Annotated in this window: 25 protein-coding genes and 1 pseudogene; 10 read left to right on the plus strand and 16 right to left on the minus strand. The window is 67.7% G+C overall.

Annotated elements, in window-relative coordinates; all coding sequences use genetic code 11:
- Nucleotides 1-341 precede the first annotated feature (341 nt).
- From A5745_RS02390 to A5745_RS02400, 3 genes are all read right to left on the minus strand, one after another.
- On the minus strand, nucleotides 342-746 hold the full coding sequence (locus A5745_RS02390) for a (deoxy)nucleoside triphosphate pyrophosphohydrolase (RefSeq protein WP_076114971.1): 405 nt from the start codon (nucleotides 744-746) through the stop codon (nucleotides 342-344).
- Between the two features lie 43 nt (nucleotides 747-789).
- Complete coding sequence (locus A5745_RS02395; RefSeq protein WP_076114972.1) at nucleotides 790-1,044, minus strand: hypothetical protein; 255 nt, start codon at nucleotides 1,042-1,044, stop codon at nucleotides 790-792.
- 285 nt (nucleotides 1,045-1,329) lie between these two features.
- A complete protein-coding gene (locus A5745_RS02400) occupies nucleotides 1,330-1,830 on the minus strand; it encodes a nitroreductase family deazaflavin-dependent oxidoreductase (RefSeq protein ID WP_076114994.1) in 501 nt (166 codons plus the stop codon).
- A 73-nt stretch (nucleotides 1,831-1,903) separates the two neighbouring features.
- On the opposite strand from A5745_RS02400, the gene A5745_RS02405 reads away from it, so the two are divergent.
- Complete coding sequence (locus A5745_RS02405) at nucleotides 1,904-2,188, plus strand: 4a-hydroxytetrahydrobiopterin dehydratase (protein WP_076114973.1); 285 nt, start codon at nucleotides 1,904-1,906, stop codon at nucleotides 2,186-2,188.
- Here the strand turns inward: A5745_RS02405 and A5745_RS02410 are convergent.
- Nucleotides 2,185-3,498 (minus strand): mannosyltransferase, encoded by a 1,314-nt coding sequence (locus tag A5745_RS02410; protein WP_076114974.1) that lies wholly within the window; start codon nucleotides 3,496-3,498, stop codon nucleotides 2,185-2,187. The genes A5745_RS02405 and A5745_RS02410 overlap by 4 nt on opposite strands.
- A gap of 94 nt (nucleotides 3,499-3,592) precedes the next feature.
- On the opposite strand from A5745_RS02410, the gene A5745_RS02415 reads away from it, so the two are divergent.
- Nucleotides 3,593-4,270: a hypothetical protein gene (locus A5745_RS02415; RefSeq protein ID WP_076057779.1), complete on the plus strand. Its 678-nt coding sequence runs from the start codon at nucleotides 3,593-3,595 to the stop codon at nucleotides 4,268-4,270.
- A gap of 46 nt (nucleotides 4,271-4,316) precedes the next feature.
- Entirely contained in the window at nucleotides 4,317-5,336 is a 1,020-nt protein-coding gene (locus tag A5745_RS02420; RefSeq protein WP_076114975.1) for a hypothetical protein, read from the plus strand.
- Between the two features lie 27 nt (nucleotides 5,337-5,363).
- On the opposite strand, the gene A5745_RS02425 is transcribed toward A5745_RS02420, so the two are convergent.
- Nucleotides 5,364-5,510, minus strand: coding sequence for a hypothetical protein (locus A5745_RS02425; protein ID WP_007169078.1), 147 nt, complete (start codon nucleotides 5,508-5,510; stop codon nucleotides 5,364-5,366).
- Nucleotides 5,507-6,085: an HhH-GPD-type base excision DNA repair protein gene (locus tag A5745_RS02430; protein ID WP_076057777.1), complete on the minus strand. Its 579-nt coding sequence runs from the start codon at nucleotides 6,083-6,085 to the stop codon at nucleotides 5,507-5,509. Before A5745_RS02430 ends, A5745_RS02425 begins: the two co-directional genes overlap by 4 nt.
- Nucleotides 6,086-6,131: 46 nt before the next feature.
- On the opposite strand from A5745_RS02430, the gene A5745_RS24555 reads away from it, so the two are divergent.
- Nucleotides 6,132-6,308, plus strand: coding sequence for a hypothetical protein (locus tag A5745_RS24555; RefSeq protein WP_175879748.1), 177 nt, complete (start codon nucleotides 6,132-6,134; stop codon nucleotides 6,306-6,308).
- Between the two features lie 49 nt (nucleotides 6,309-6,357).
- On the opposite strand, the gene A5745_RS02435 is transcribed toward A5745_RS24555, so the two are convergent.
- The 3 genes from A5745_RS02435 to A5745_RS02440 are packed head-to-tail and all read right to left on the minus strand — an operon-like array spanning nucleotide 6,358 to nucleotide 7,467.
- A complete protein-coding gene (locus A5745_RS02435; RefSeq protein WP_076114976.1) occupies nucleotides 6,358-6,750 on the minus strand; it encodes a VOC family protein in 393 nt (130 codons plus the stop codon).
- A gap of 54 nt (nucleotides 6,751-6,804) precedes the next feature.
- A complete protein-coding gene (locus A5745_RS24170) occupies nucleotides 6,805-6,981 on the minus strand; it encodes a DUF5302 domain-containing protein (protein ID WP_139329411.1) in 177 nt (58 codons plus the stop codon).
- 42 nt (nucleotides 6,982-7,023) lie between these two features.
- Nucleotides 7,024-7,467, minus strand: a complete 444-nt coding sequence (locus tag A5745_RS02440; protein WP_076057775.1) for a PPOX class F420-dependent oxidoreductase — start codon at nucleotides 7,465-7,467, stop codon at nucleotides 7,024-7,026.
- A 32-nt stretch (nucleotides 7,468-7,499) separates the two neighbouring features.
- Here A5745_RS02440 and A5745_RS02445 point away from each other — a divergent pair, with 32 nt between their 5' ends.
- Entirely contained in the window at nucleotides 7,500-8,021 is a 522-nt protein-coding gene (locus A5745_RS02445; RefSeq protein WP_076114977.1) for a DUF1697 domain-containing protein, read from the plus strand.
- Nucleotides 8,022-8,040: 19 nt separating this feature from the next.
- Here A5745_RS02445 and A5745_RS02450 read toward each other — a convergent pair whose 3' ends face one another.
- A complete protein-coding gene (locus tag A5745_RS02450; RefSeq protein ID WP_076114978.1) occupies nucleotides 8,041-8,406 on the minus strand; it encodes a GntR family transcriptional regulator in 366 nt (121 codons plus the stop codon).
- 38 nt (nucleotides 8,407-8,444) lie between these two features.
- On the opposite strand from A5745_RS02450, the gene A5745_RS02455 reads away from it, so the two are divergent.
- The gene (locus A5745_RS02455; protein WP_076057772.1) at nucleotides 8,445-9,158 is read left to right on the plus strand and encodes an NAD-dependent deacylase; all 714 of its coding nucleotides are present in this window, start codon (nucleotides 8,445-8,447) and stop codon (nucleotides 9,156-9,158) included.
- A 5-nt stretch (nucleotides 9,159-9,163) separates the two neighbouring features.
- Here A5745_RS02455 and A5745_RS02460 read toward each other — a convergent pair whose 3' ends face one another.
- Entirely contained in the window at nucleotides 9,164-9,808 is a 645-nt protein-coding gene (locus tag A5745_RS02460; protein ID WP_076114979.1) for a class I SAM-dependent methyltransferase, read from the minus strand.
- 15 nt (nucleotides 9,809-9,823) lie between these two features.
- Nucleotides 9,824-12,160 carry an MMPL family transporter gene (locus tag A5745_RS02465; RefSeq protein WP_076114980.1) on the minus strand — a complete coding sequence of 779 codons (2,337 nt, stop codon included), beginning with the start codon at nucleotides 12,158-12,160 and terminating at the stop codon, nucleotides 9,824-9,826.
- Between the two features lie 279 nt (nucleotides 12,161-12,439).
- Between A5745_RS02465 and A5745_RS24180 the strand changes: the two genes are divergently transcribed.
- The gene (locus A5745_RS24180) at nucleotides 12,440-12,595 is read left to right on the plus strand and encodes a hypothetical protein (protein ID WP_170874394.1); all 156 of its coding nucleotides are present in this window, start codon (nucleotides 12,440-12,442) and stop codon (nucleotides 12,593-12,595) included.
- Between the two features lie 130 nt (nucleotides 12,596-12,725).
- Here A5745_RS24180 and A5745_RS02470 read toward each other — a convergent pair whose 3' ends face one another.
- Together A5745_RS02470 and A5745_RS02475 are read right to left on the minus strand one after the other, a co-directional pair.
- Nucleotides 12,726-13,478, minus strand: a complete 753-nt coding sequence (locus tag A5745_RS02470) for a 3-hydroxyacyl-CoA dehydrogenase (protein WP_076057769.1) — start codon at nucleotides 13,476-13,478, stop codon at nucleotides 12,726-12,728.
- A gap of 44 nt (nucleotides 13,479-13,522) precedes the next feature.
- Entirely contained in the window at nucleotides 13,523-14,605 is a 1,083-nt protein-coding gene (locus A5745_RS02475) for a CaiB/BaiF CoA-transferase family protein (RefSeq protein WP_076114981.1), read from the minus strand.
- Nucleotides 14,606-14,695: 90 nt separating this feature from the next.
- On the opposite strand from A5745_RS02475, the gene A5745_RS02480 reads away from it, so the two are divergent.
- Nucleotides 14,696-15,505, plus strand: coding sequence for an enoyl-CoA hydratase (locus A5745_RS02480; RefSeq protein ID WP_076114982.1), 810 nt, complete (start codon nucleotides 14,696-14,698; stop codon nucleotides 15,503-15,505).
- Nucleotides 15,506-15,511: 6 nt separating this feature from the next.
- On the opposite strand, the gene A5745_RS02485 is transcribed toward A5745_RS02480, so the two are convergent.
- Both A5745_RS02485 and A5745_RS02490 read right to left on the minus strand, forming a co-directional pair.
- Nucleotides 15,512-16,234 carry a CPBP family intramembrane glutamic endopeptidase gene (locus A5745_RS02485; RefSeq protein ID WP_076114983.1) on the minus strand — a complete coding sequence of 241 codons (723 nt, stop codon included), beginning with the start codon at nucleotides 16,232-16,234 and terminating at the stop codon, nucleotides 15,512-15,514.
- 89 nt (nucleotides 16,235-16,323) lie between these two features.
- Nucleotides 16,324-16,860 (minus strand): gamma carbonic anhydrase family protein, encoded by a 537-nt coding sequence (locus tag A5745_RS02490; RefSeq protein WP_076114995.1) that lies wholly within the window; start codon nucleotides 16,858-16,860, stop codon nucleotides 16,324-16,326.
- A 128-nt stretch (nucleotides 16,861-16,988) separates the two neighbouring features.
- Between A5745_RS02490 and A5745_RS02495 the strand changes: the two genes are divergently transcribed.
- Nucleotides 16,989-17,489 carry an isoprenylcysteine carboxyl methyltransferase family protein gene (locus A5745_RS02495; protein ID WP_076114984.1) on the plus strand — a complete coding sequence of 167 codons (501 nt, stop codon included), beginning with the start codon at nucleotides 16,989-16,991 and terminating at the stop codon, nucleotides 17,487-17,489.
- 76 nt (nucleotides 17,490-17,565) lie between these two features.
- A pseudogene (locus tag A5745_RS02500) lies at nucleotides 17,566-17,838 on the plus strand (NAD(P)/FAD-dependent oxidoreductase); the annotation flags it as partial.
- Nucleotides 17,839-17,970 lie beyond the last annotated feature (132 nt).

Consider the following 17,970-nt stretch of genomic DNA (forward strand, 5'->3'; position numbering starts at 1 on the left):
CGCCCGTGCGATCCGCACACTCGGCGATCACGTGTCCGACGGCGCCGGCGACCCGCACGCCGGGCGGCAATAGGCCCTCAGCGTAGGTCCCGGATGACCGTCCCACCACATCGACCACGCGGGACCTGTGCGTAAAAATTACTGCCATCGACGTGGGGTTTCTGTCTTCGCGTACGCCGGATCACGGCGTGGAAACAGCGCCCACGCCGTCGGGAAAACCATCGGGATCGCTACCGGCATGCAAATCGAGGTTAGGGTCTATTTGAGCTTGTTAGCTTCCAGTTTCACGCGTGTCTGCTGCAATAGCGCTGTACGTTCCCTGCGGAGAAACTGTGGGCTCGTCAGGAGCTCGCTCGGAGCGCTCGAATCAGGTCCGCCAACCAGGCCCGGTCGGCCGGCACCCAATCGACGTCATGCAGTTCCTCTGCCGTTACCCAACGCAGCGCCCGATGGTCATGCGGGTGCGGTTCCCCGTCGAGCAGCCGCACGCGATACGCCCGCAGCGTCGTCCTGCCGTCCAGCGCAATGTCGTCGCCGAGGCGGTCGCCCACCGCGACATCGTCGATGTCGAGACCCAGCTCCTCGGCCAATTCGCGGGCCAGCGCGTTGCGCTCGGTCTCGCCGGGCGCCACCTTGCCGCCGGGCAGCTCCCAGCGGCCGGCGAGCTCGGGGGGCCGGACGCGTTGCGCCACCAAGAGCGTCGGGCCGGCGATGACGGCCCCGGCGACGACGATCTGGGTCGGCATGGCCAGTGACGGTATACCGTCCGTCGCGGCCGCGCGGCTGGACTTACCTAATGCTGCGGTTGGCTGGGGTGGCTGTGAGCCCCGCCCAGAATCCCTGCTCTAGCTGTGCCTCCATCGCGGGACCCCCGGATGGCGCTGTCTGTTGGCAGCCACAGCTGAGCGCGCCGAATGGATTCGGGTCGGTGCCGGCCGGATTCGCGTCGGCCCGGGCGGTTGCCGCGCCCCCAACGCCGACGCCGAGAACGATGGCGGCGCCGACGATGATTTTGGTGATCGCCCCGTGGTGCTGGGTCGTCATGTCATCCTCTTTCGTAGAAAGTCTTCTGCTGAATCAGTGCCACGGATGCTCCGCCGTCGGGCGCGCCCCATGAACCCACCATTTCGTGTGCTTTGTTGGTGTGCAACGCGATTGGCTGATTACATAGACGCTTCATGCTTTTGCATGGTTCGACGCCCTTGCTGTGAGATGGCTGGCGAATCCTGAGAAAACGCAAAGTGTCACGGGACAAGCAGGGCAAACGGGCCTGCGCCGCAACGTATTTAGGAGGGAAACGGGCAGACGGCTACCGAATGCCGGCGCCGGTCATTGCCGGGTGAGGACGAATGCCTCGATGTGGCGGTCTCCGGCCCGCGCTTCGTACTTCGCCCAGCCCGGATAGAGCTCAACGCCTCTGGCCCAGATCTCGTCTCGCTCGCGCGGCGTGGCGCGTCGTGCGGTGGCCTGCCAGGTGTCGCCCTCGATGGATACCGTGGCTTGTGGGTTGGCCTTCAGGTTGTGATACCAGGCCGGGTGTTTTGCGCCGCCCCAGTTGGAGGCGATGAGGGCCAGGCCATCGGGGTGCGGAATTCCGTACACCGCGACGGTGCGGGGTTCGCCGGACTTGGCGCCCGTCGTGGTGAGGATGACCACCGGCACACCGGTGGCGATCCCGGCAAAACTGCGTCTGCCGCCGGTGGCCTTGGTGATCAGTTGGTCGAGGCGGTTCGCGGTCGGCCGAAGAAGGGCCACACCGACTTTCGTGGCCGCAAAGGTTCGCATCACCCGATGGAAGGCACTGGCATCCTCGAACGACCGCTGTGGCATGGTGACATTCTTGCCCAAACCCGGCGCCGTTACGACCCCCAACAACGGTCGGCGTGCGGAGTATGTTCGGGGTATGGCTGTGTTAACGGATGAGCAAGTAGACGCCGCACTGCCCGACCTCGACGGCTGGGAGCGTGCCGATGGTGCCCTTCGCCGGTCGATAAAGTTTCCGAGCTTTCTGGCCGGCATCGACGCGGTGCGTCGGGTGGCCGAACACGCGGAAAGCAAGGACCATCACCCAGATATCGATATTCGTTGGCGGACAGTGACTTTCGCGCTGGTGACGCATTCCGAGGGCGGTATCACCAAGAACGACATCGACATGGCGCGCGATATCGACGGGATCCTCGCGGACTAACCCGGCGACGACGCGGCCCGCTCGGCGGGCTGCGAAGGCTGCCCGTCGGACGGGACGGCGCGGCGGCCGGTGGCGGCGATCCAGATCAGGGTCGCCAGCGCGGCCACGATGTACACCAGCCCGGCCCACGCCAGATACCACGGGCGGCCGAGTTGCCAGATGCTCGGCTGCGCGAAGCTCAGCAGCCAGGGCACGCCAACGATGGTGAGCGCCAACCAACCCCAGCCCACGATCGACGCGCCGGGCCGTTGGCGGACCGGCCCGTGAATCGCCCAGATCATCAGCGGGACCAACCACACCCAGTGATGGGTCCACGAAATCGGCGAGAGCAGCAGCCCGAACAACTCGACCACCAGCAGCTTGCCGAGCCGATCGGAGCAGTCCAGCGCCCGCCACGCGAGGACGGCCAGGACCGCCGTGACGGCGATGGCGGCCAGCACGAGCGGACCGAATCCCGCGTCGTGGCCCAGGATCCGCGAAATGCCGCCACGCCAGGACTGATTGAACGAGGTTGCGATGGGCCCGACCCGGCGCGCGTCGCCCAGCAGGTCGGTGAAGTAGTAACGCGCCTGATCGCCGACAACGAGCACCGATATCCCGACGGTGCCAAGGAACACGACCGCCGATGTCACGGCAGCGCCGACGCGCCGGACTCCGAGGAGGTAGACACCGGCGATCGCCGGCGTCAGCTTGATCCCGGACGCCACGCCGACCAACAGTCCCGACAGCCACCACCGCGTGGTCCAGGCGGCCCAGAGCACCCCGATCATCAGCAGCACATTGATCTGCCCGTAGTCGAAGGTGCTGCGCAACGGCTCGATCCAGATGCTGACGGCCGTCCAGGCCATCGCCACGCGGTGGCTGCCCCCGCCGAGCAACCGTTGGCTGATCCGAATCGCGCCGTACAACGCTGCGATCGTCGCGATCTGCCATAGGAAAGCCACGAGGCCAAACGGCAACAGGTGCAGGGGATAGAAGACAACGGCCGCGAACGGCGGGTAGGTGAACGGCAGCGGGAAGTCCGGCGTCTGATCGGCGTAGGTGTAGCCGTACAGGCTGCCGGGGTGGTCGATAGCAGCCGCGCCGCCGAGGTAGACGTGCAAGTCGACAAAGTTTGCCCCGTGGGGTGCCAGGTATGTCCAGGCGAGTCGCGCCGCGACGCTGACGGCTAGCAGCACCGGCGCGGCCGTGACGAGCAGATTCGCCAGCCGCCGGGTGTTCGATGCCGCCGGGGCGGCCGAGGTGGCGTCTATCCGCCCGACTTTAGCGATCGACTCACACGCTCGATCACCGCCGTCACACGTATCCATAACGATCGAATAAATGCCACACGTGTCACTTGAGTCACACCAGCATCAACGTACCTTCAGGCCGGGACCTGTCGTCGATAACTCAGGGAGAGTCATGCCAACCATCTGGACCTACATGCGGGCATCCGCCGTTCTGGTCGGTTCGTCCGCCGCGCTACTCACGGGCGGAATCGCCCACGCCGACCCCGTGCCGGCGGACCCGGTACCGAACATTCCGCAACAGCTGATCGCTTCTGCGGCCAACGCGCCGCAGATTCTGCAAAACCTCGCGACCGCACTCGGGGCGACCCCGCCTGCCACGCCGGCGGCTCCCGGTATCACCTTTCCGGGACTGACCCCGGCTGCGGCCGCGCCCGCGGCTTCGTCTCCGGCTGCTATCCCGTCGCTTCCGGGGATCACGGCGCCGGCAGCTACCTCACCCGTAGCTCCCGCGGCCACCTCCGCACTTCCGGGGCTCAACTCGATCCCAGGGTTGGCACCGGCGGCGCCGGCGGCGCCCGCTGTGCCGGCGGCTCCGGCGATTCCGGGTCTGCCGGTTTCGATCCCGGGCGTGCCGGCAGCTCCGGCCGTTCCGGCGGCACCGGCCACTCCGGCGGCGAGGGTGAACATGCCGGCGCTGCCGGGCTTACCGCTGAATGTGCCACCGCAGCTTTCGCTTCCGGGCGACCTGTCGGCGTTGGCCAACGGTGGTGTCCCGGGTGCACCGGCAGCGGCAGCACCGGCGGCGCCGGCGCCCCTTACCCCGCCGTCGCTGCTTTCCGCCCTGCCCTGAGCAACCCACTAAACAGCTCACCCACCACCTAGGACCGGAGGACACCGTGGCAAGCACTTGGAATCTGTCCAAAGGTGTGGCCGCTGTCGCCACGGCATCGGTTGCCGCGTTAGGGCGCTGCCCGAACGCGGCGGCCGACCCGGCGGCGCCACTGCCGACACCGCAACAGAACTCCGCTCAGCAGCTTCCCGGCCTGCCGGCACTATCGCAGCTGAGTCCGATCATCCAGCAGGCGGCCAGCAATCCCGCGCAAGCGACGCAGTTGCTCATGGCCGCGGCGCAGGCGTTCACCCACAATCCGACCGCACCAACCGAGTCCAAGAACGTGGCCGAGTCGGTGAACCATTTCGTCCGTGAGCCGGGCGCGCCGGATGCCGTCACCCCGACGGATGCCGGACCGGTGCCACACGTGCCACCGGACGGTGTAGTGCCCGGCGTGCAATCGCACCTGCCGACGGGCATTGATCCCGCCCGCGCCGCGGGCCCCGCCCCGGCCTCAGCACCCGTGGCCACCCCGCCGGTCGCCACTCCGCCGGCGCCGGTGGCAGCACCGGCCTCGCCGGCGGCCGACGCCGCCGCGCCGCCGGCCCCCGAACCCGCCCCGGCAGCGGCTGCCGCGCCGGCCGCCCCCGCGGCGGCTCCCGGTTTCGGACCGGACGCCCCGCCGACACAGGACTTCATGTACCCCTCGATCGGCACCAATTGCCTTGCGGACGGCAGTAGTTCGATCGCGACCGCGCTTTCGGTGGCGGGGCCGGCCAAGATTCCGACGCCGGGCCCCGCACCCGGCCAGACCGCCTATGTGTTCACCGCCGTCGGAACCCCCGGGCCCGCCGAGGTGCAGAAGCTGCCGCTGAACGTCACCTGGGTGAACCTGACCACCGGTAAGTCCGGCAGCGTCACCCTCACGCCGCGCAGCGACATCAACCCGGACGGCCCAACTACCTTGACAGCGATTGCCGACACCGGGTCGGGCAGCATCATGTCGACGATCTTCGGGCAGGTCACTACCAAGGAAAAGCAGTGCCAGTTCATGCCCACCATCGGCTCGACGGTGGTGCCCTAACACCACCCGACCGGCGGGAGGCCGCGGTCAGTACGCCATGAACAAGATGGCGTCGCGGTCGTACTCCAGGCCCGGATGAACGCTGGCAAGGTGGGCCTGGGTCAGTTCGACCAGCTCGTCCTCGTCCTTGCCGACGATGGCTTCGCCGCACGGACACGTCAGGTGTGTCTTCACGTTGCCGCCTTTCCCTTTGCTGCTGCCTTCATCTGCTTCTTGTAGGACCGCACTTTGCCCATCGATTGCGCGTCGACGATGTCGGCGACGGACAGGTGGGCGCCGGCCTTGCCGAACTCCCCGGCCGCGGCCCGCCAGCCCGTCGGCGTCACGCCGTATTGCTTACCTAGCAGCGCCAGGAAGATCTTGGCCTTCTGCTCACCGAAGCCGGGCAGCGCCTTGAGCCGCTGCAGCAGCTCCTTGCCGTCGGGCTCACCGGCCTTCCACAACCCGGCCGCGTCGCCCTCGTAACGATCCACGATGATCTGGGCCAGGGTCTGAATCCGCTTGGCCATCGACCCCGGAAAGCGGTGTATCGCAGGCCTTTCCGCGCACAGCGCGGCGAACTTGTCCGGATCGTAGGCGGCGATCTGGCCGGCATCCAGGCCGCCAAGTCGGTCCGCGATCTTCTTTGGCCCCGCGAAGGCCGTCTCGAATGGCACCTGTTGATCAAGCAGCATGCCGATCAGCAACGCGAACGGGTTCGAGGACAGAAGTCGATCGGCCTCGGGTTCCTGCGCCAAGCAGAGCTTCACAGACACACTCAACCACAAGGCCTGGGGACGGTGAAGGCTCAGGGCAGTGTGGTCTTCTGTGGCCGCCGAGGGAGCGGGTCTCGCGGCGCTGAGCGCGATCGGCGCCACCATCATCGCGGCGCCGGTGATGATGCACGTGCGCCAGCTCAGCGACACTGATACCGCCGCTTTGGTAGTTATCGGCATAGCGTGGAAGTCAGCGCAGTCCGGGGAAGATCGATAGTGGCATGCGTGCCGGCACTCTTGTCGACGACCGGCACCGGCTTGCCTCCCTAGCGGCCGGCGGGCTGGAACAACTCGACCGGGTTACCTGCCGGGTCTAGCAACAGGATTTGTTGCCCACCAGGGCCTTTGACGATGTCGTTGCGAAAAGTGAGCCCGGCGGCGCGGAGCCGCGCAACCTCTGCAGTGATGTCGTCGACGATCAGATGAATGCGATTCCAGCCACCCGGCACCGGTGTGGCGCCGTCGGGCATCGGACGCGCTCCGGAACTGGTGGGTCCGGACAGCAACAACCGCAACGATCCCCGGGTGACTTCGGCGAAAGCCGGTGCGGCGTTATGGCCCAAAACGAATCCGAGATGGCTGGTGTAGAAATCGGTCGCTCGCGCCACGTCGTCGACGAGATAACGCACGCTGGCCATTTCGGTGGACGCGATCGCCATGATTCATTCCTCCTCAGGGTCCGAGTGCTGGGCCAGAGCGGGCTGCCTTCGGCTCTAGCCGCTCTTGCGGCGGAATTCGCGGCGGCTCTCGGCCGGACCGTGCGCCCGCGGCTGCTTGTCGCCGCCGTCCTTGTGGTCGGATCCGCCCGACGACTTCGCCTTCTTGCGGTCGAGCGCTTCGCGGAACCTGCGCTTGGTCTCGTCCTCTTGCTGAGAGTTCGATTCGGCCATGACGGCAGCTTAACGCGGACTCCCCGCGCCTGGCTCGTGGATTTACCGCTTACCCGGCGGCATGCCGTACACGTGCGAGACGCGCAGTGTCAGCAACACCCGCCGATCGGTGACCATCGCCTCGCGGAACTCGTCCCAGTCCGGATGTTCCCCGGCGATGTTGCGATACAAAGCAATCAGCGCCTCGACGGTGTCGTCGTCGGGCGCGGCCGCCGGGGGCGTCAGTTCCGCCGTGCCCTCGGCAACGGCGTACGACCATCCGTCGTCGGCGTCGACCAACAGCGACGCGCGCGGGTCGCGGCGCAGGTTGCGGGTCTTGGCGCGCGGCTCGGTGATGGATACGCGCACGGCCAGCTCGCGCGGGTCGAAGTGATAGCTCACGTTCGACAGCTGCGGGCGCCCGTCACGCTTGATGGTGGCCAATACCCCGAGGGAGTTCCCACTGATGACGGCCAACAATTTGTCGTCGAAGACTTGGCGTCCCATGTCGAAAGCCTACGTCGTGGTGAAATCGCACTATGACGAAGTACGCAGCCTTCCTGCGGGGCGTCAACGTCGGCGGCGTCAATCTCAAGATGGCCGAGGTGGCAGCCGCGCTGACGGACGCGGAATTCAAGAATGTGCGCACCATCCTGGCCACCGGCAACGTGGTGCTGGAGTCCTCGGCCAAGGCCGCCGCGGTGCGCAAGAAAGCCGAATCGGCCCTTGGCGAGCGATTCGGCTACGACGCCTGGGTGCTGACCTATGACATCGACACGGTGCGTGCCATCAGCGACGGCTATCCCTTCGAGCGCGAGGTCGAGGGGTACCAGTCCTACGTCACGTTCGTCGCCGACGCGGCGGTGCTCGACGAACTCGCCGCGCTGAGTGGCAAAGCGGGCCCCGACGAGAAGATCAGCCGCGGCGACGGCGTCGTCTATTGGCAGGTGCCCAAGGGCGGCACGCTGGACAGCACCATCGGCAAGACCATGGGCAAGCCGCGCTACAAATCGTCGACCACCACCCGCAACCTGCGCACGCTGGATAAAGTCTTGCGCTAGGCCAGAATTCGACGGCTGCTCAGTCGTCGGGCACATCCTCGATGTAGCGCAACGCGTCGGCCTTGTCCAGGCCCAGTCCCCGGGCCACGCGGACGTATTCCCGGGCCGCGGCCGCCATCGCCGCGTCGGTCGGGTCGTAGCGAGCGACGAAAGTGCCGAAGCGGCCCCGGGTTTCGACGATGGCCGCGGTTTCCAGCTCCCGGTAGGCGCGGGCCACGGTATTGACGGCCACGCCGAGCTGGCCGGCCAGCTCACGCACGGTCGGCAGCCGGGTGCCGGGCGGCAGCGCGCCGTCACGGACCCCGTCGATGACCTGCGTCCTGAGCTGGTCGAACAACGGCCTGCGCGCCTTTAGGTCGACCTTCAACCAGTCCGCCAGCTCCACGTACCCCAGTATCACCCACGCACCGCTATCTTGGGGGGATGCGAGTGACGGTGCTCAGCGGCGCGGGAATCTCCGCGGAGAGCGGCGTGCCGACATTCCGCGACGACAAAAACGGGCTGTGGGCCCGCTTCGATCCGTACGAGTTGTCCAGCACGCAAGGGTGGCGCAACAACCCCGAACGGGTCTGGGGATGGTACCTGTGGCGGCACTACCTGGTGGCCAACGTCGAACCCAACGCGGGGCACCGTGCCATCGCCGACTGGCAGGACCATGCCGAAGTCAGCGTCGTCACGCAGAACGTCGACGACTTGCACGAGCGCGCCGGCAGCGCCGCCGTGCACCATCTGCACGGAAGTCTTTTCGAATTCCGTTGTGCGCGTTGCGATTCACCGTATACCGAGGCATTGCCCGAGATGCCGGAACCGGCGCTGGAGATCCAGCCACCGGTCTGCGGTTGCGGCGGCCTGATTCGGCCCGACATCGTGTGGTTCGGTGAGCCGTTGCCCGACGAGCCGTGGCAGCGGGCGCTCGAGGCGACGGAGACCGCCGACGTCATGGTGGTGGTCGGGACCTCGGCGATCGTCTACCCGGCGGCCGGCCTGCCGGAACTGGCGCTGGCCCGCGGCACCGCCGTGATTGAAGTCAACCCCGAACCCACGCCGCTGAGCGGCGCCGCCACCCTGAGCCTGCGCGAGACCGCGAGCCAGGCGTTGCCGAAGCTGCTGCAGCGACTGCCCGCCCTGCTGGGCTAACCGCGCTAGGCCCGGCGCGCCCGGCCCAATAACAACTCCGACACCGGAAGCGGCGCCCAGACCGGTAGCGTCCACTCGCGCCGAGAACTCTGCACACGGAACCCGGCGTCGACGATCGCTCGCTCGGTGTCGCGGTGGGTGTGGCAGTTCCCAAACAGCCTGGGCCACAAGGTCGCATCGGCGAGACGCTGCAGCCGGCCCCGCCCACCGGCGCTGGCCACGTGCTCGAGATAGCGCAGCTCGCCTCCCGACCGCAGCAATGAATGCAGGCGCGCGAGCACCATGGCGGGGTCCTCCACCGAACACAGCACCAGCGAGCACACAACCGCGTCGAAGGGCGTCGCGCCGGCGAAGGCCTCGACGGTCTCGCCGGTCACGACGATTGGGATGCCCGCGGCGGCGGCCGCCTTGCGGGCCCGCGCGGCCAGGCGCGGCTCGGGCTCGATGGCGACCACTTGCTCGACGGAATCCGGGTAGAGCGGGAAGTTCGTCCCGACGCCCACACCGATTTCCAGCACCCGGCCCGACAAGCCGGCCAGGTTCTCCCGGCGCAGGGCCCGCACCGCCTCGACCTCGCGGGCGGCCACCAGGGGCCAGATCCGGGCGAAAAACGGATTATCGACGCTGGATGCCGGCGCCGTAGCCGTCATGTTCGTAGTCCCTCCCTAACCGACGTTGGTCACCGACTCCGTGACCTCGTGACCATTGTGCTGTGCCGCGATCCCGGCGGGTTCGAGTTGGACATCATTCGTCGGCCCCTCGCTGATGCCGAACCGCTCGTGCAGCCGCGCCAAGGGCTTGGGCGCCCACCAATTCCACCGGCCCATCACATGCATGAACGCCGGCACCAGCACCATCCGCACCAGGGTCGCGTCCGCGAACACGGCCAGGGTCAGCCCCAGGCCGAACATCCGCATGAACGACACGTGCGCGGCGATCAGCGCGGCGAACGACATCGACATCACCAGCGCGGCCGCGGTGATCACCCGCCCGGTGCGGGCTACGCCGTGCGCCACGGCCTCGTCGTTGGCGGCGTGCGCCTGCTTGGCGATTGGCTTCGCCGGCCGGTACTGCAGCCAGTACTCGCGGATCCGGGAGATCAGGAACACCTCGTAGTCCATGGACAACCCGAACGCGATGCAGAACAACAGCACCGGCATGTTCGCGACGAGCGTGCCGCTCGGGGTTGTTCCCAGCGCGCCGAGATGGCCGTCCTGGAAGATCCACACCAGCGCGCCGAACGCCGCGGTCAGCGACAGCACGTTACACATCAGGGCCTTCACCGGCATCACCACGCTGCCGGTCAGCAGGAACAGCAACACGAAGGTCACGGCGGCCATCAGGCCCAGCACCAGCGGAAGCCGATCCGTCACGGCATCGACGCTGTCGCGGTTGACTTGCGCGACGCCGGCCAGCTCGACGGGTCGGCCGGCCGGACCGGGCACCGCGCGCAGGTTCTTCAGCTGCGCGTCCGAGGCGGCCGAAAACAGCGGCGCCGCGCTGCTCACCGTCAGGAAGGCGCTGCCGTCGCCCATGCCGGTGGCCGCCGCCGGCGGTCCCACCCGGTTTCCGTTCACAAACGTCCCACCCGGCGCCGATACCTCCGACACCTCGGAAACCCGGGACAAGTCCGCGGCGTACCGGTCCAGGTCGGCCGGACCCACGCCGGCGGCGTCGGGAATGACGACGGGCACCGACGTCGAAAAGTCGTGCGCGAAATTGGTGCGCAACTCGTCACCGACCTGATGCGCCGACGCCGAGCGCGGCAGGACCCGGTCGTCCGGGAACCCCCACTTCACCGAGATGAAGGGAAGCCCGAGCACCAGCAGCAGGGCGCCGACGCCCAGGCCAAGGGGCAGCCAGCGGCGCATCACGAACTTGCTCGACCGGTACCAGAACAATTGCTCGACCGGTCTGTGCACCGGATCCGGGCGCCGCATCTTTTTAGGCAGCGCCCGACGCACCAGCGTGCGCGCGTTCAGCGAGTCCAGTCGCGGGCCCAGCAGCACGATGGCGGCCGGGGTGATCACGATGGACGCGGTCGCGACGAAGCCCACGGTCGCCACCCCGGCGTAGGCGAACGACTTCAGGAAGTACATCGGGAACAGCGCCGTCGCCGACATCGACAAGGCGACGGTGACCGCGGAGAACAGCACCGTGCGGCCCGACGTGGCCATGGTCCGGATCAGTGCCTGGTCTCGGTCACCGCCCTCGGCCAGCTCGTCGCGATAGCGGCTCACGATCAGCAGCGTGTAATCGATCGCCAACGCCAAGCCCAACGCGGTGCTCAGGTTGAGCGCGAAGACCGACACCTGAGTGCCGAGCGCTATCAGCCGCAGGACCGACATCGAGCCGACAACGGCCAACGCGCCGAGGGTCATCGGCAGGGCCGCCGCGAGCAGGCCGCCGAACACCCAGATCAGCACGAGGAAGCTCAGCGGGATCGCGATCGCCTCCATGACGACCAAGTCGTCCTGGTTCTGTTTGTTGATCTGGGCGTACTGCATCGCCGAGCCGCCCGCGCGGACGCTGACGCCGTCGCGGTCGTGGACGAATTCGTCGGAGAGAGTCTGGGCGTTCTGCTGCGCGTTGGTTTCGCCGCCCTTGAGGTTGATCACGATCAAGCCCGATTTCCCGTCCTGGCTGACCAGATCGGCGCCGGCCCCCGCGGGAGTTTCCGTCCAAGGCGAGGAGACGTTGTAGACCAACGGCGAGCGCTGCAATTCGTCGACCAGCTCGGTGCCCACCTTGCGGGCCTGTTCGCTGCCGGCGCCCGCCGGCGCGGTGAGGAGGATCAGCATTTGCTGACCGCTCTGCCCGAACTTGTCGGTCAACACGGCGATGGCGCGGGCCGACTCGGAGTCGGGATCCTGGAAACCGCCGGGCGCCAGGCTCTTGGCGACGGGAACGCCGAAGATCGCGGCGGCTACAAAGACTAGGACGGCGATCGCGAGGATGCGCCGAGGCGCCGCGATGGCCAGCCGAGCGGTCGCCTGCAGCATGATCGTCCTTCCGCCAGGCGGGGCAACGCTCGCCCGCACCCAGAGCCGCGGCAACCATCCGGCAGGGTTACCGGTGTCAAACGACACCTTCCGTGAACACGCATACGCCCGCCCACATGGTTCAACGCAGTACCAAACCTGCGCGATACTAAGAGTCTAGAAAGAAAACTGGGCCGCAGGTAGGCCCCCTGACTGGCCCAATCCGTCGCCGGGCGGCCCGCGAACCTACCGGCGAGTAAATTGCCACCATTTTCCGAATCGTGACTCAAAGATTCCTTAATGGTGGCCCATACGCTCATCCTCATGTGGATCGACGACTCGAGTGCCGACGTCATCAAGGCTGACTTTGAGGCCCTTTACCACGGCGACATGCTGGTGGAAGGTGAGACCTCCGAGCAGTTCGAAGACTCGCACCCGCTGCCTACGGCAAGCTGACCGCCATGAGCGTGCTCGCGCGGCTACTGATGGCCGAACCCGCCATTACCCGATGGTTCCGTCGGTAACTTCGTACTTGTTTCCCAGACAGCCCTCCGCACGCGGGGGGCTTTCTCTTTGCCCGTGAACCTCAGCGGGGCGCCATCCGGATGGCGCCGTCGAGGCGGATTACCTCGCCGTTGAGCATCGGATTTTCGATGATGTGGAGGGCCAAGGCGCCGTACTCGTCGGGATCACCCAGCCGGGCCGGGTGTGGCACCTGCTTGCCCAACGACTTCTGCGCCTCCTCGGGCAGCGAACCCAGCAGCGGCGTCTTGAACAATCCCGGCGCGATGGTCACCACGCGGATGAGCTCGCGCGACAGGTCGCGCGCGATCGGCAGCGTCATGCCGACGACGCCGCCCTTGGACGCCGAGTAGGCGGCCTGCCCGATCTGCCCCTCGAACGCGGCGACCGAGGCGGTGTTGATGATGACGCCGCGCTCTTCTCCGATGGGTTCGGTCTTGGCGATGCGCTCGGCGGCCAGCCGCAGCACGTTGAACGTACCGATCAGGTTGACCCCGATCACCTTCTTGAACCCGTCCAGAGGGAACGGGCCGTCTTTCGACAGGGTCTTGATGGCGTTGCCGATGCCCGCACAGTTGACGTTGATGCGCAGCGGGCCCAGCGACTCGGCCGTGTCGAGCGCGCCGCTCACGGCGGTCTCGTCGGTGACGTCGGCCTCGACGAAACGCGCCCGATCGCCCAGCTCGCGTACCGCGTCTTCGCCGCGCAGGTCCAGCACCACCACCTGGGCGCCGGCGTCGAGCAGCCTCTTGGTGGTGGCCAGGCCCAGACCCGACGCTCCCCCGGTGACGACGGCTACGGCGTCCTTGATCTCCATCCGAGTCCCTCCCTTATCCATCCCGCCAACCAGTTGGTTGGGGACTATACCCAGTCGCTGAGCACGGCCTCGACATCGGCCACCGGCGACGCGGGCCGCGGGGTATCGGCTGCCGTGCGCGAGAACCGCGGAGCGGGCAACGGCTGCAGCGCGCCGTTGACTTCGTAGAAGGTGTTCCGCTCGGTGATGTGCGGCTCGGTCTGCACCTCACCGAAGGCCAACACCGGCGTGACGCAGGCGTCGGAATCGGCGAACACCTTCGTCCAGTGATCGCGATCGTGGGCCCCGAACGCCTCGGTGAGCGCCGCCCGCAGCTCGGGCCAGCGGGTCGTGTCGTTCTGTGGCGGCAGGTTGGCGGCATCCAGGCCGAGGCCGGCCAGCATGGCCGCATAGAACTGGGGCTCGATGGCACCGACCGCGACGTAGCGGCCGTCGGCGCACTCGTAGGTGTCGTAGTACGGCGCACCGCCGTCGAGCATGTTGGTGCCACGTTCGTCGGTCCACATGCCGGAGGCACGCATTTGCCACATCATCTGGATCAGCACGCTCGAGCCGTCGACCATCGCTGCGTCGACGACCTGACCCTTGCCGGAACGCTGCCGTTCCCACAGTGCGGACAGGATGCCGACCAACAAAAACATCGAGCCGCCACCGAAGTCGCCGACCAGGTTGAGCGGCGGCACCGGCCGCTGGTTCGCCCGGCCGATGGAGTGCAGGATCCCGTTCAGCGAGATGTAGTTGATGTCGTGGCCGGCCTGTTGGCTGCGCGGACCGGTTTGGCCCCAGCCCGTCATCCGGGCGTAGATCAGCCGCTCGTTTACCGCGGCGCACTGCTCGGGGCCGATGCCGAGGCGCTCCGTGACGCCGGGGCGATAGCCCTCGATCAACACGTCGGCCTTGGCGACGAGCTTGAGCACGAGTTGGCGTCCCTCGTCGGACTTGAGGTCGGCCGTCACGATGCGACGGTTGCGGCTCATCGCGTCCTTGACCACACCACCCGGGGCGCCCGACGGGCGGTCGATGCGCACGACGTCGGCGCCCAGATCCCCGAGGATCATGGCGGCGTGCGGGCCCGGCCCGATCCCCGACAGCTCGACAACGCGTAGTCCACTCAGCGGTCCCGCCATGATCCACCGACCTTTCGTCTGCTTTGACGTCGTTCGCATCTTCGCAGCCGCGGTTCTCGGCCGCGCATCCCGGTCACCTAGGGTGTGGCCATGTCGCAATCCGTGCTCGACGCGTTGACCCCCGTAGCCGGTCTTGACGTCACGCTGGCCGACGGCGTGCTGTCGGTGACCATCGACCGCCCCGACAGCCTGAACTCGCTCACCGTTCCGGTGATTACCGCACTCGCCGACGCGATGGAATGTGCGGCCGACGACCCGGAGGTCAAGGTGGTGCGGCTGGGCGGCGCCGGTCGCGGCTTCTGCTCCGGAGCGGGCATCAGCGCCGACGACATGTCCGGCAGCGGAATGCCGCCCGACGAAATCGTCCTGGAGGTCAACCGGCTGATCCGCGCCATCACGGCGCTGCCGCGGCCCGTCGTTGCCGTCGTCCAGGGCCCGGCGGCCGGCGTCGGCGTTTCCCTGGCCCTGGCCTGCGATCTCGTATTGGCTTCTGACAAAGCGTTTTTCATGCTGGCCTTCACCCAAATCGGGTTGATGCCCGACGGCGGCGCGTCGGCGTTGATCGCGGCCGCGATCGGTCGTATCCGCGCGATGCGCATGGCGCTGCTGGCCGAGCGGTTGCCGGCCGCCGAGGCGCTGGCCGCGGGGCTACTCACCGCGGTCTATCCCGCCGAGGAGTTCGAGACGGAGGTCGACAAGGTGATCTCGAAGTTGTTGGCGGGACCCGTCGTTGCGTACTCCAAGACCAAACACGCGATCAACGCGGCCACGCTGACCGAGCTGGACAACGCGCTCGAGTGTGAATACCGCGGCCAGTCGGTGCTGCTGCGATCACCCGACTTCGTCGAGGGCGCAACGGCATTCCAGCAGCGCCGCACCCCCGACTTCTCCGACCGCTGACGGCCGTCACACGGCGAACAGCGGGGGCAACGCGAGCACCACGATCAACCCCCACACGAGGTGGGTCAGCGCCGGGGCCAACACGCCGCCGCTGGCCCGGCGCTCCAGCGCGCACACCGTCCCGAGAACGATCGCGGCGAAGCCGAGCACCGCGTTGCCACTGGCCATGATCGCGGCCACGTACAAAACCGTCGAAATGACCGCCGGATGGTGGCGGCCCAATGCGCTGTAAAGCGCGCCGCGGAAAAACACCTCCTCGGCCACCCCGTTGATCAACGTGATCGCCACGATCGCCCATACCGATCCATGATGGGCGAACGCGAGCACCCGGGTGATCAACGCGGCGACGGCCGGAATCTCCCGGCCGATCAAGCCGCCCAACACGAAGACGCCGCCAAGGGCGAGACCGATGGTCGTGCCGGAGATGACCGGGCGCTGGTTGCGCCCCCGCCAGCAGATGCCACCCAGGTGCAGCGGGCCCGACGTGAATCCGCCGACGAACCACACCGCCGCCAGCGCAAGCGTCAGCCAATAGAAACTTGATTCCCCCGGATGACGCCGCATCGAGAAACCCAGCACGATGGCACCGATCACCAGCGTGACGCCGACGACGACGCGCCGACGCCGCACTACCGCGGGCGGTTCGTTGTGTGGCACAGCGACATTGGTGATCGCACGGCGCAGCTCGAAGAGCACACTGGTGCGATATGGAGTGCCGGACTGGCTCATGCGAGCCGCACCTTCGGGGTCAGGGTGATCGGGGCGGCACCGGCGACCAGAATCCGCATATTCCCGACCCTAGTAGGCGCGGGCCTGGTTCACCGGCCGGCTTCGTCCGTCGAGGTGCGGTGCAGGTCGAGCAGCCGCCGGTACACGGCTGCGTTGTGCCGGTTGTTGGCGACCTCGGCCTCGCTGAGTTCGCGTTGCACCCGGGCCGGCACGCCGGTCACCAGTGACCGCGCCGGCACCACCATGCCCTGCGGCACGAGCGCACCGGCGGCCACCAGCGCGCCCGCACCGATCAGCGCGCCATTGAGGACGACCGCCCCCGAACCGATCAACGCGTCGTCTTCGATCGTGCACCCGTGGATGACGGCGTTGTGCCCGACACTCACTCCGGCACCGATGCGGACCGGGAATTCCTTGTCGACGTGGACGGTGACGCCATCTTGGATGTTGGTCCCGAACCCGACCTCGATCAGCTCGGCCTCGGCCCGCAGCGTCGCCGCGTACCACACACTGACCCTGGCGGCGAGGCTGACCTTTCCGATCACGCTGGCATTGGGCGCCACCCAGGACTCGGCGTGCAGGACAGGCACGTGGCCCCGAATGGAAACAATCAGTGGCGCGGACATGGACGTCATCGTAAATGCCCGCAAGCCAACCGTTTACCGGCCGGTTTGAACCGACGCAGCTGCGGCACCGTAACCCGGTACGTGAACCCTGCTGGCGTGGCAGTGCCCGGTCACGAGATAGTGAAGGCATGTACTACCTGCTGATCCTGGCGGTCGGGATCGAACGCGTGGCGGAGCTGGTGGTGTCCAGGCGAAACGCGCGGTGGTCTTTTGCCCAGGGCGCCAAGGAGTTTGGACGTCGGCACTACGTGGTGATGGTCGTCCTCCACACCGCCCTGCTGGTGGGCTGCGTCGTCGAACCCTGGGCGCTGCACCGGCCGTTCATCGCCTGGCTCGGCTGGCCGATGCTGGCCGTGGTGGTGCTGAGCCAGGGTCTGCGCTGGTGGTGCATCACGACGCTGGGCCGGCGGTGGAACACCAGGGTGATCGTGTTACCGGACGCGCCGCTGGTCCGAGAGGGCCCCTACCGGTGGCTGCATCACCCGAACTATGTTGCAGTGGTGGCCGAAGGGTTTGCGCTGCCGTTGGTGCACACGGCGTGGCTGACCGCGGCCATTTTCACCCTGGCCAACGCGATGTTGCTGAGGGTGCGTGTGCACGTGGAGAACTCCGCGTTGGGCTACACATGACGAACCGCGCCGGCGACGATGCAGAACGAAGTGATGAGGTGGGGGCACCTCCCGCTTGCGGGGGAGAGCGGCGCGCATGAACTTCGACACCGACCTGCTCATTGTCGGCGGCGGCCCCGGAGGCCTCGCCACGGCGTTACACGCTCGCCGGCAAGGGCTTTCGGTGATCATTGCCGAGCCGCGCGAGAGCCCCATCGACAAGGCATGCGGCGAGGGGCTGATGCCCGGCGGCCTTCGCGAGCTGATGTCGTTGGGGGTTGACCCGGGCGGCATGCCGTTTCACGGCATCGCCTACGTCGGCGAACATCGTCGGGCCGAGGCGCGGTTTCGCGCCGGCCCGGGCCGGGGCGGGGGGGGGGCCCCCGGGGGCGCCGGGGGGGCGGCCCCCGGGGCAACCCCCCCAAACACGCGGGGGGGGGGGGCCGGGGGGGGGGCCGGCGCCGGCCCCGGGGCGGCGGGGGGGGGGGGGGGGGGGGGGGGG

It is taken from the genome of Mycobacterium sp. IS-2888 (genome assembly GCF_001954215.1).
Taxonomy (GTDB): domain Bacteria; phylum Actinomycetota; class Actinomycetes; order Mycobacteriales; family Mycobacteriaceae; genus Mycobacterium.

What these genes read in the sequence shown, in the direction of transcription:
- A5745_RS02390 (WP_076114971.1), bottom strand. Translation starts at nt 746, where the DNA reads ATGCCGACCCAGATCGTCGTCGCCGGGGCCGTCATCGCCGGCCCGACG.
- A5745_RS02395 (WP_076114972.1), bottom strand. Translation starts at nt 1,044, where the DNA reads ATGACGACCCAGCACCACGGGGCGATCACCAAAATCATCGTCGGCGCC.
- A5745_RS02400 (WP_076114994.1), bottom strand. Translation starts at nt 1,830, where the DNA reads ATGCCACAGCGGTCGTTCGAGGATGCCAGTGCCTTCCATCGGGTGATG.
- A5745_RS02405 (WP_076114973.1), top strand. Translation starts at nt 1,904, where the DNA reads ATGGCTGTGTTAACGGATGAGCAAGTAGACGCCGCACTGCCCGACCTC.
- A5745_RS02410 (WP_076114974.1), bottom strand. Translation starts at nt 3,498, where the DNA reads ATGGATACGTGTGACGGCGGTGATCGAGCGTGTGAGTCGATCGCTAAA.
- A5745_RS02415 (WP_076057779.1), top strand. Translation starts at nt 3,593, where the DNA reads ATGCCAACCATCTGGACCTACATGCGGGCATCCGCCGTTCTGGTCGGT.
- A5745_RS02435 (WP_076114976.1), bottom strand. Translation starts at nt 6,750, where the DNA reads ATGGCGATCGCGTCCACCGAAATGGCCAGCGTGCGTTATCTCGTCGAC.
- A5745_RS24170 (WP_139329411.1), bottom strand. Translation starts at nt 6,981, where the DNA reads ATGGCCGAATCGAACTCTCAGCAAGAGGACGAGACCAAGCGCAGGTTC.
- A5745_RS02440 (WP_076057775.1), bottom strand. Translation starts at nt 7,467, where the DNA reads ATGGGACGCCAAGTCTTCGACGACAAATTGTTGGCCGTCATCAGTGGG.
- A5745_RS02445 (WP_076114977.1), top strand. Translation starts at nt 7,500, where the DNA reads ATGACGAAGTACGCAGCCTTCCTGCGGGGCGTCAACGTCGGCGGCGTC.
- A5745_RS02455 (WP_076057772.1), top strand. Translation starts at nt 8,445, where the DNA reads ATGCGAGTGACGGTGCTCAGCGGCGCGGGAATCTCCGCGGAGAGCGGC.
- A5745_RS02460 (WP_076114979.1), bottom strand. Translation starts at nt 9,808, where the DNA reads ATGACGGCTACGGCGCCGGCATCCAGCGTCGATAATCCGTTTTTCGCC.
- A5745_RS02465 (WP_076114980.1), bottom strand. Translation starts at nt 12,160, where the DNA reads ATGCTGCAGGCGACCGCTCGGCTGGCCATCGCGGCGCCTCGGCGCATC.
- A5745_RS24180 (WP_170874394.1), top strand. Translation starts at nt 12,440, where the DNA reads ATGGTGGCCCATACGCTCATCCTCATGTGGATCGACGACTCGAGTGCC.
- A5745_RS02470 (WP_076057769.1), bottom strand. Translation starts at nt 13,478, where the DNA reads ATGGAGATCAAGGACGCCGTAGCCGTCGTCACCGGGGGAGCGTCGGGT.
- A5745_RS02475 (WP_076114981.1), bottom strand. Translation starts at nt 14,605, where the DNA reads ATGGCGGGACCGCTGAGTGGACTACGCGTTGTCGAGCTGTCGGGGATC.
- A5745_RS02480 (WP_076114982.1), top strand. Translation starts at nt 14,696, where the DNA reads ATGTCGCAATCCGTGCTCGACGCGTTGACCCCCGTAGCCGGTCTTGAC.
- A5745_RS02485 (WP_076114983.1), bottom strand. Translation starts at nt 16,234, where the DNA reads ATGAGCCAGTCCGGCACTCCATATCGCACCAGTGTGCTCTTCGAGCTG.
- A5745_RS02490 (WP_076114995.1), bottom strand. Translation starts at nt 16,860, where the DNA reads ATGTCCGCGCCACTGATTGTTTCCATTCGGGGCCACGTGCCTGTCCTG.
- A5745_RS02495 (WP_076114984.1), top strand. Translation starts at nt 16,989, where the DNA reads ATGTACTACCTGCTGATCCTGGCGGTCGGGATCGAACGCGTGGCGGAG.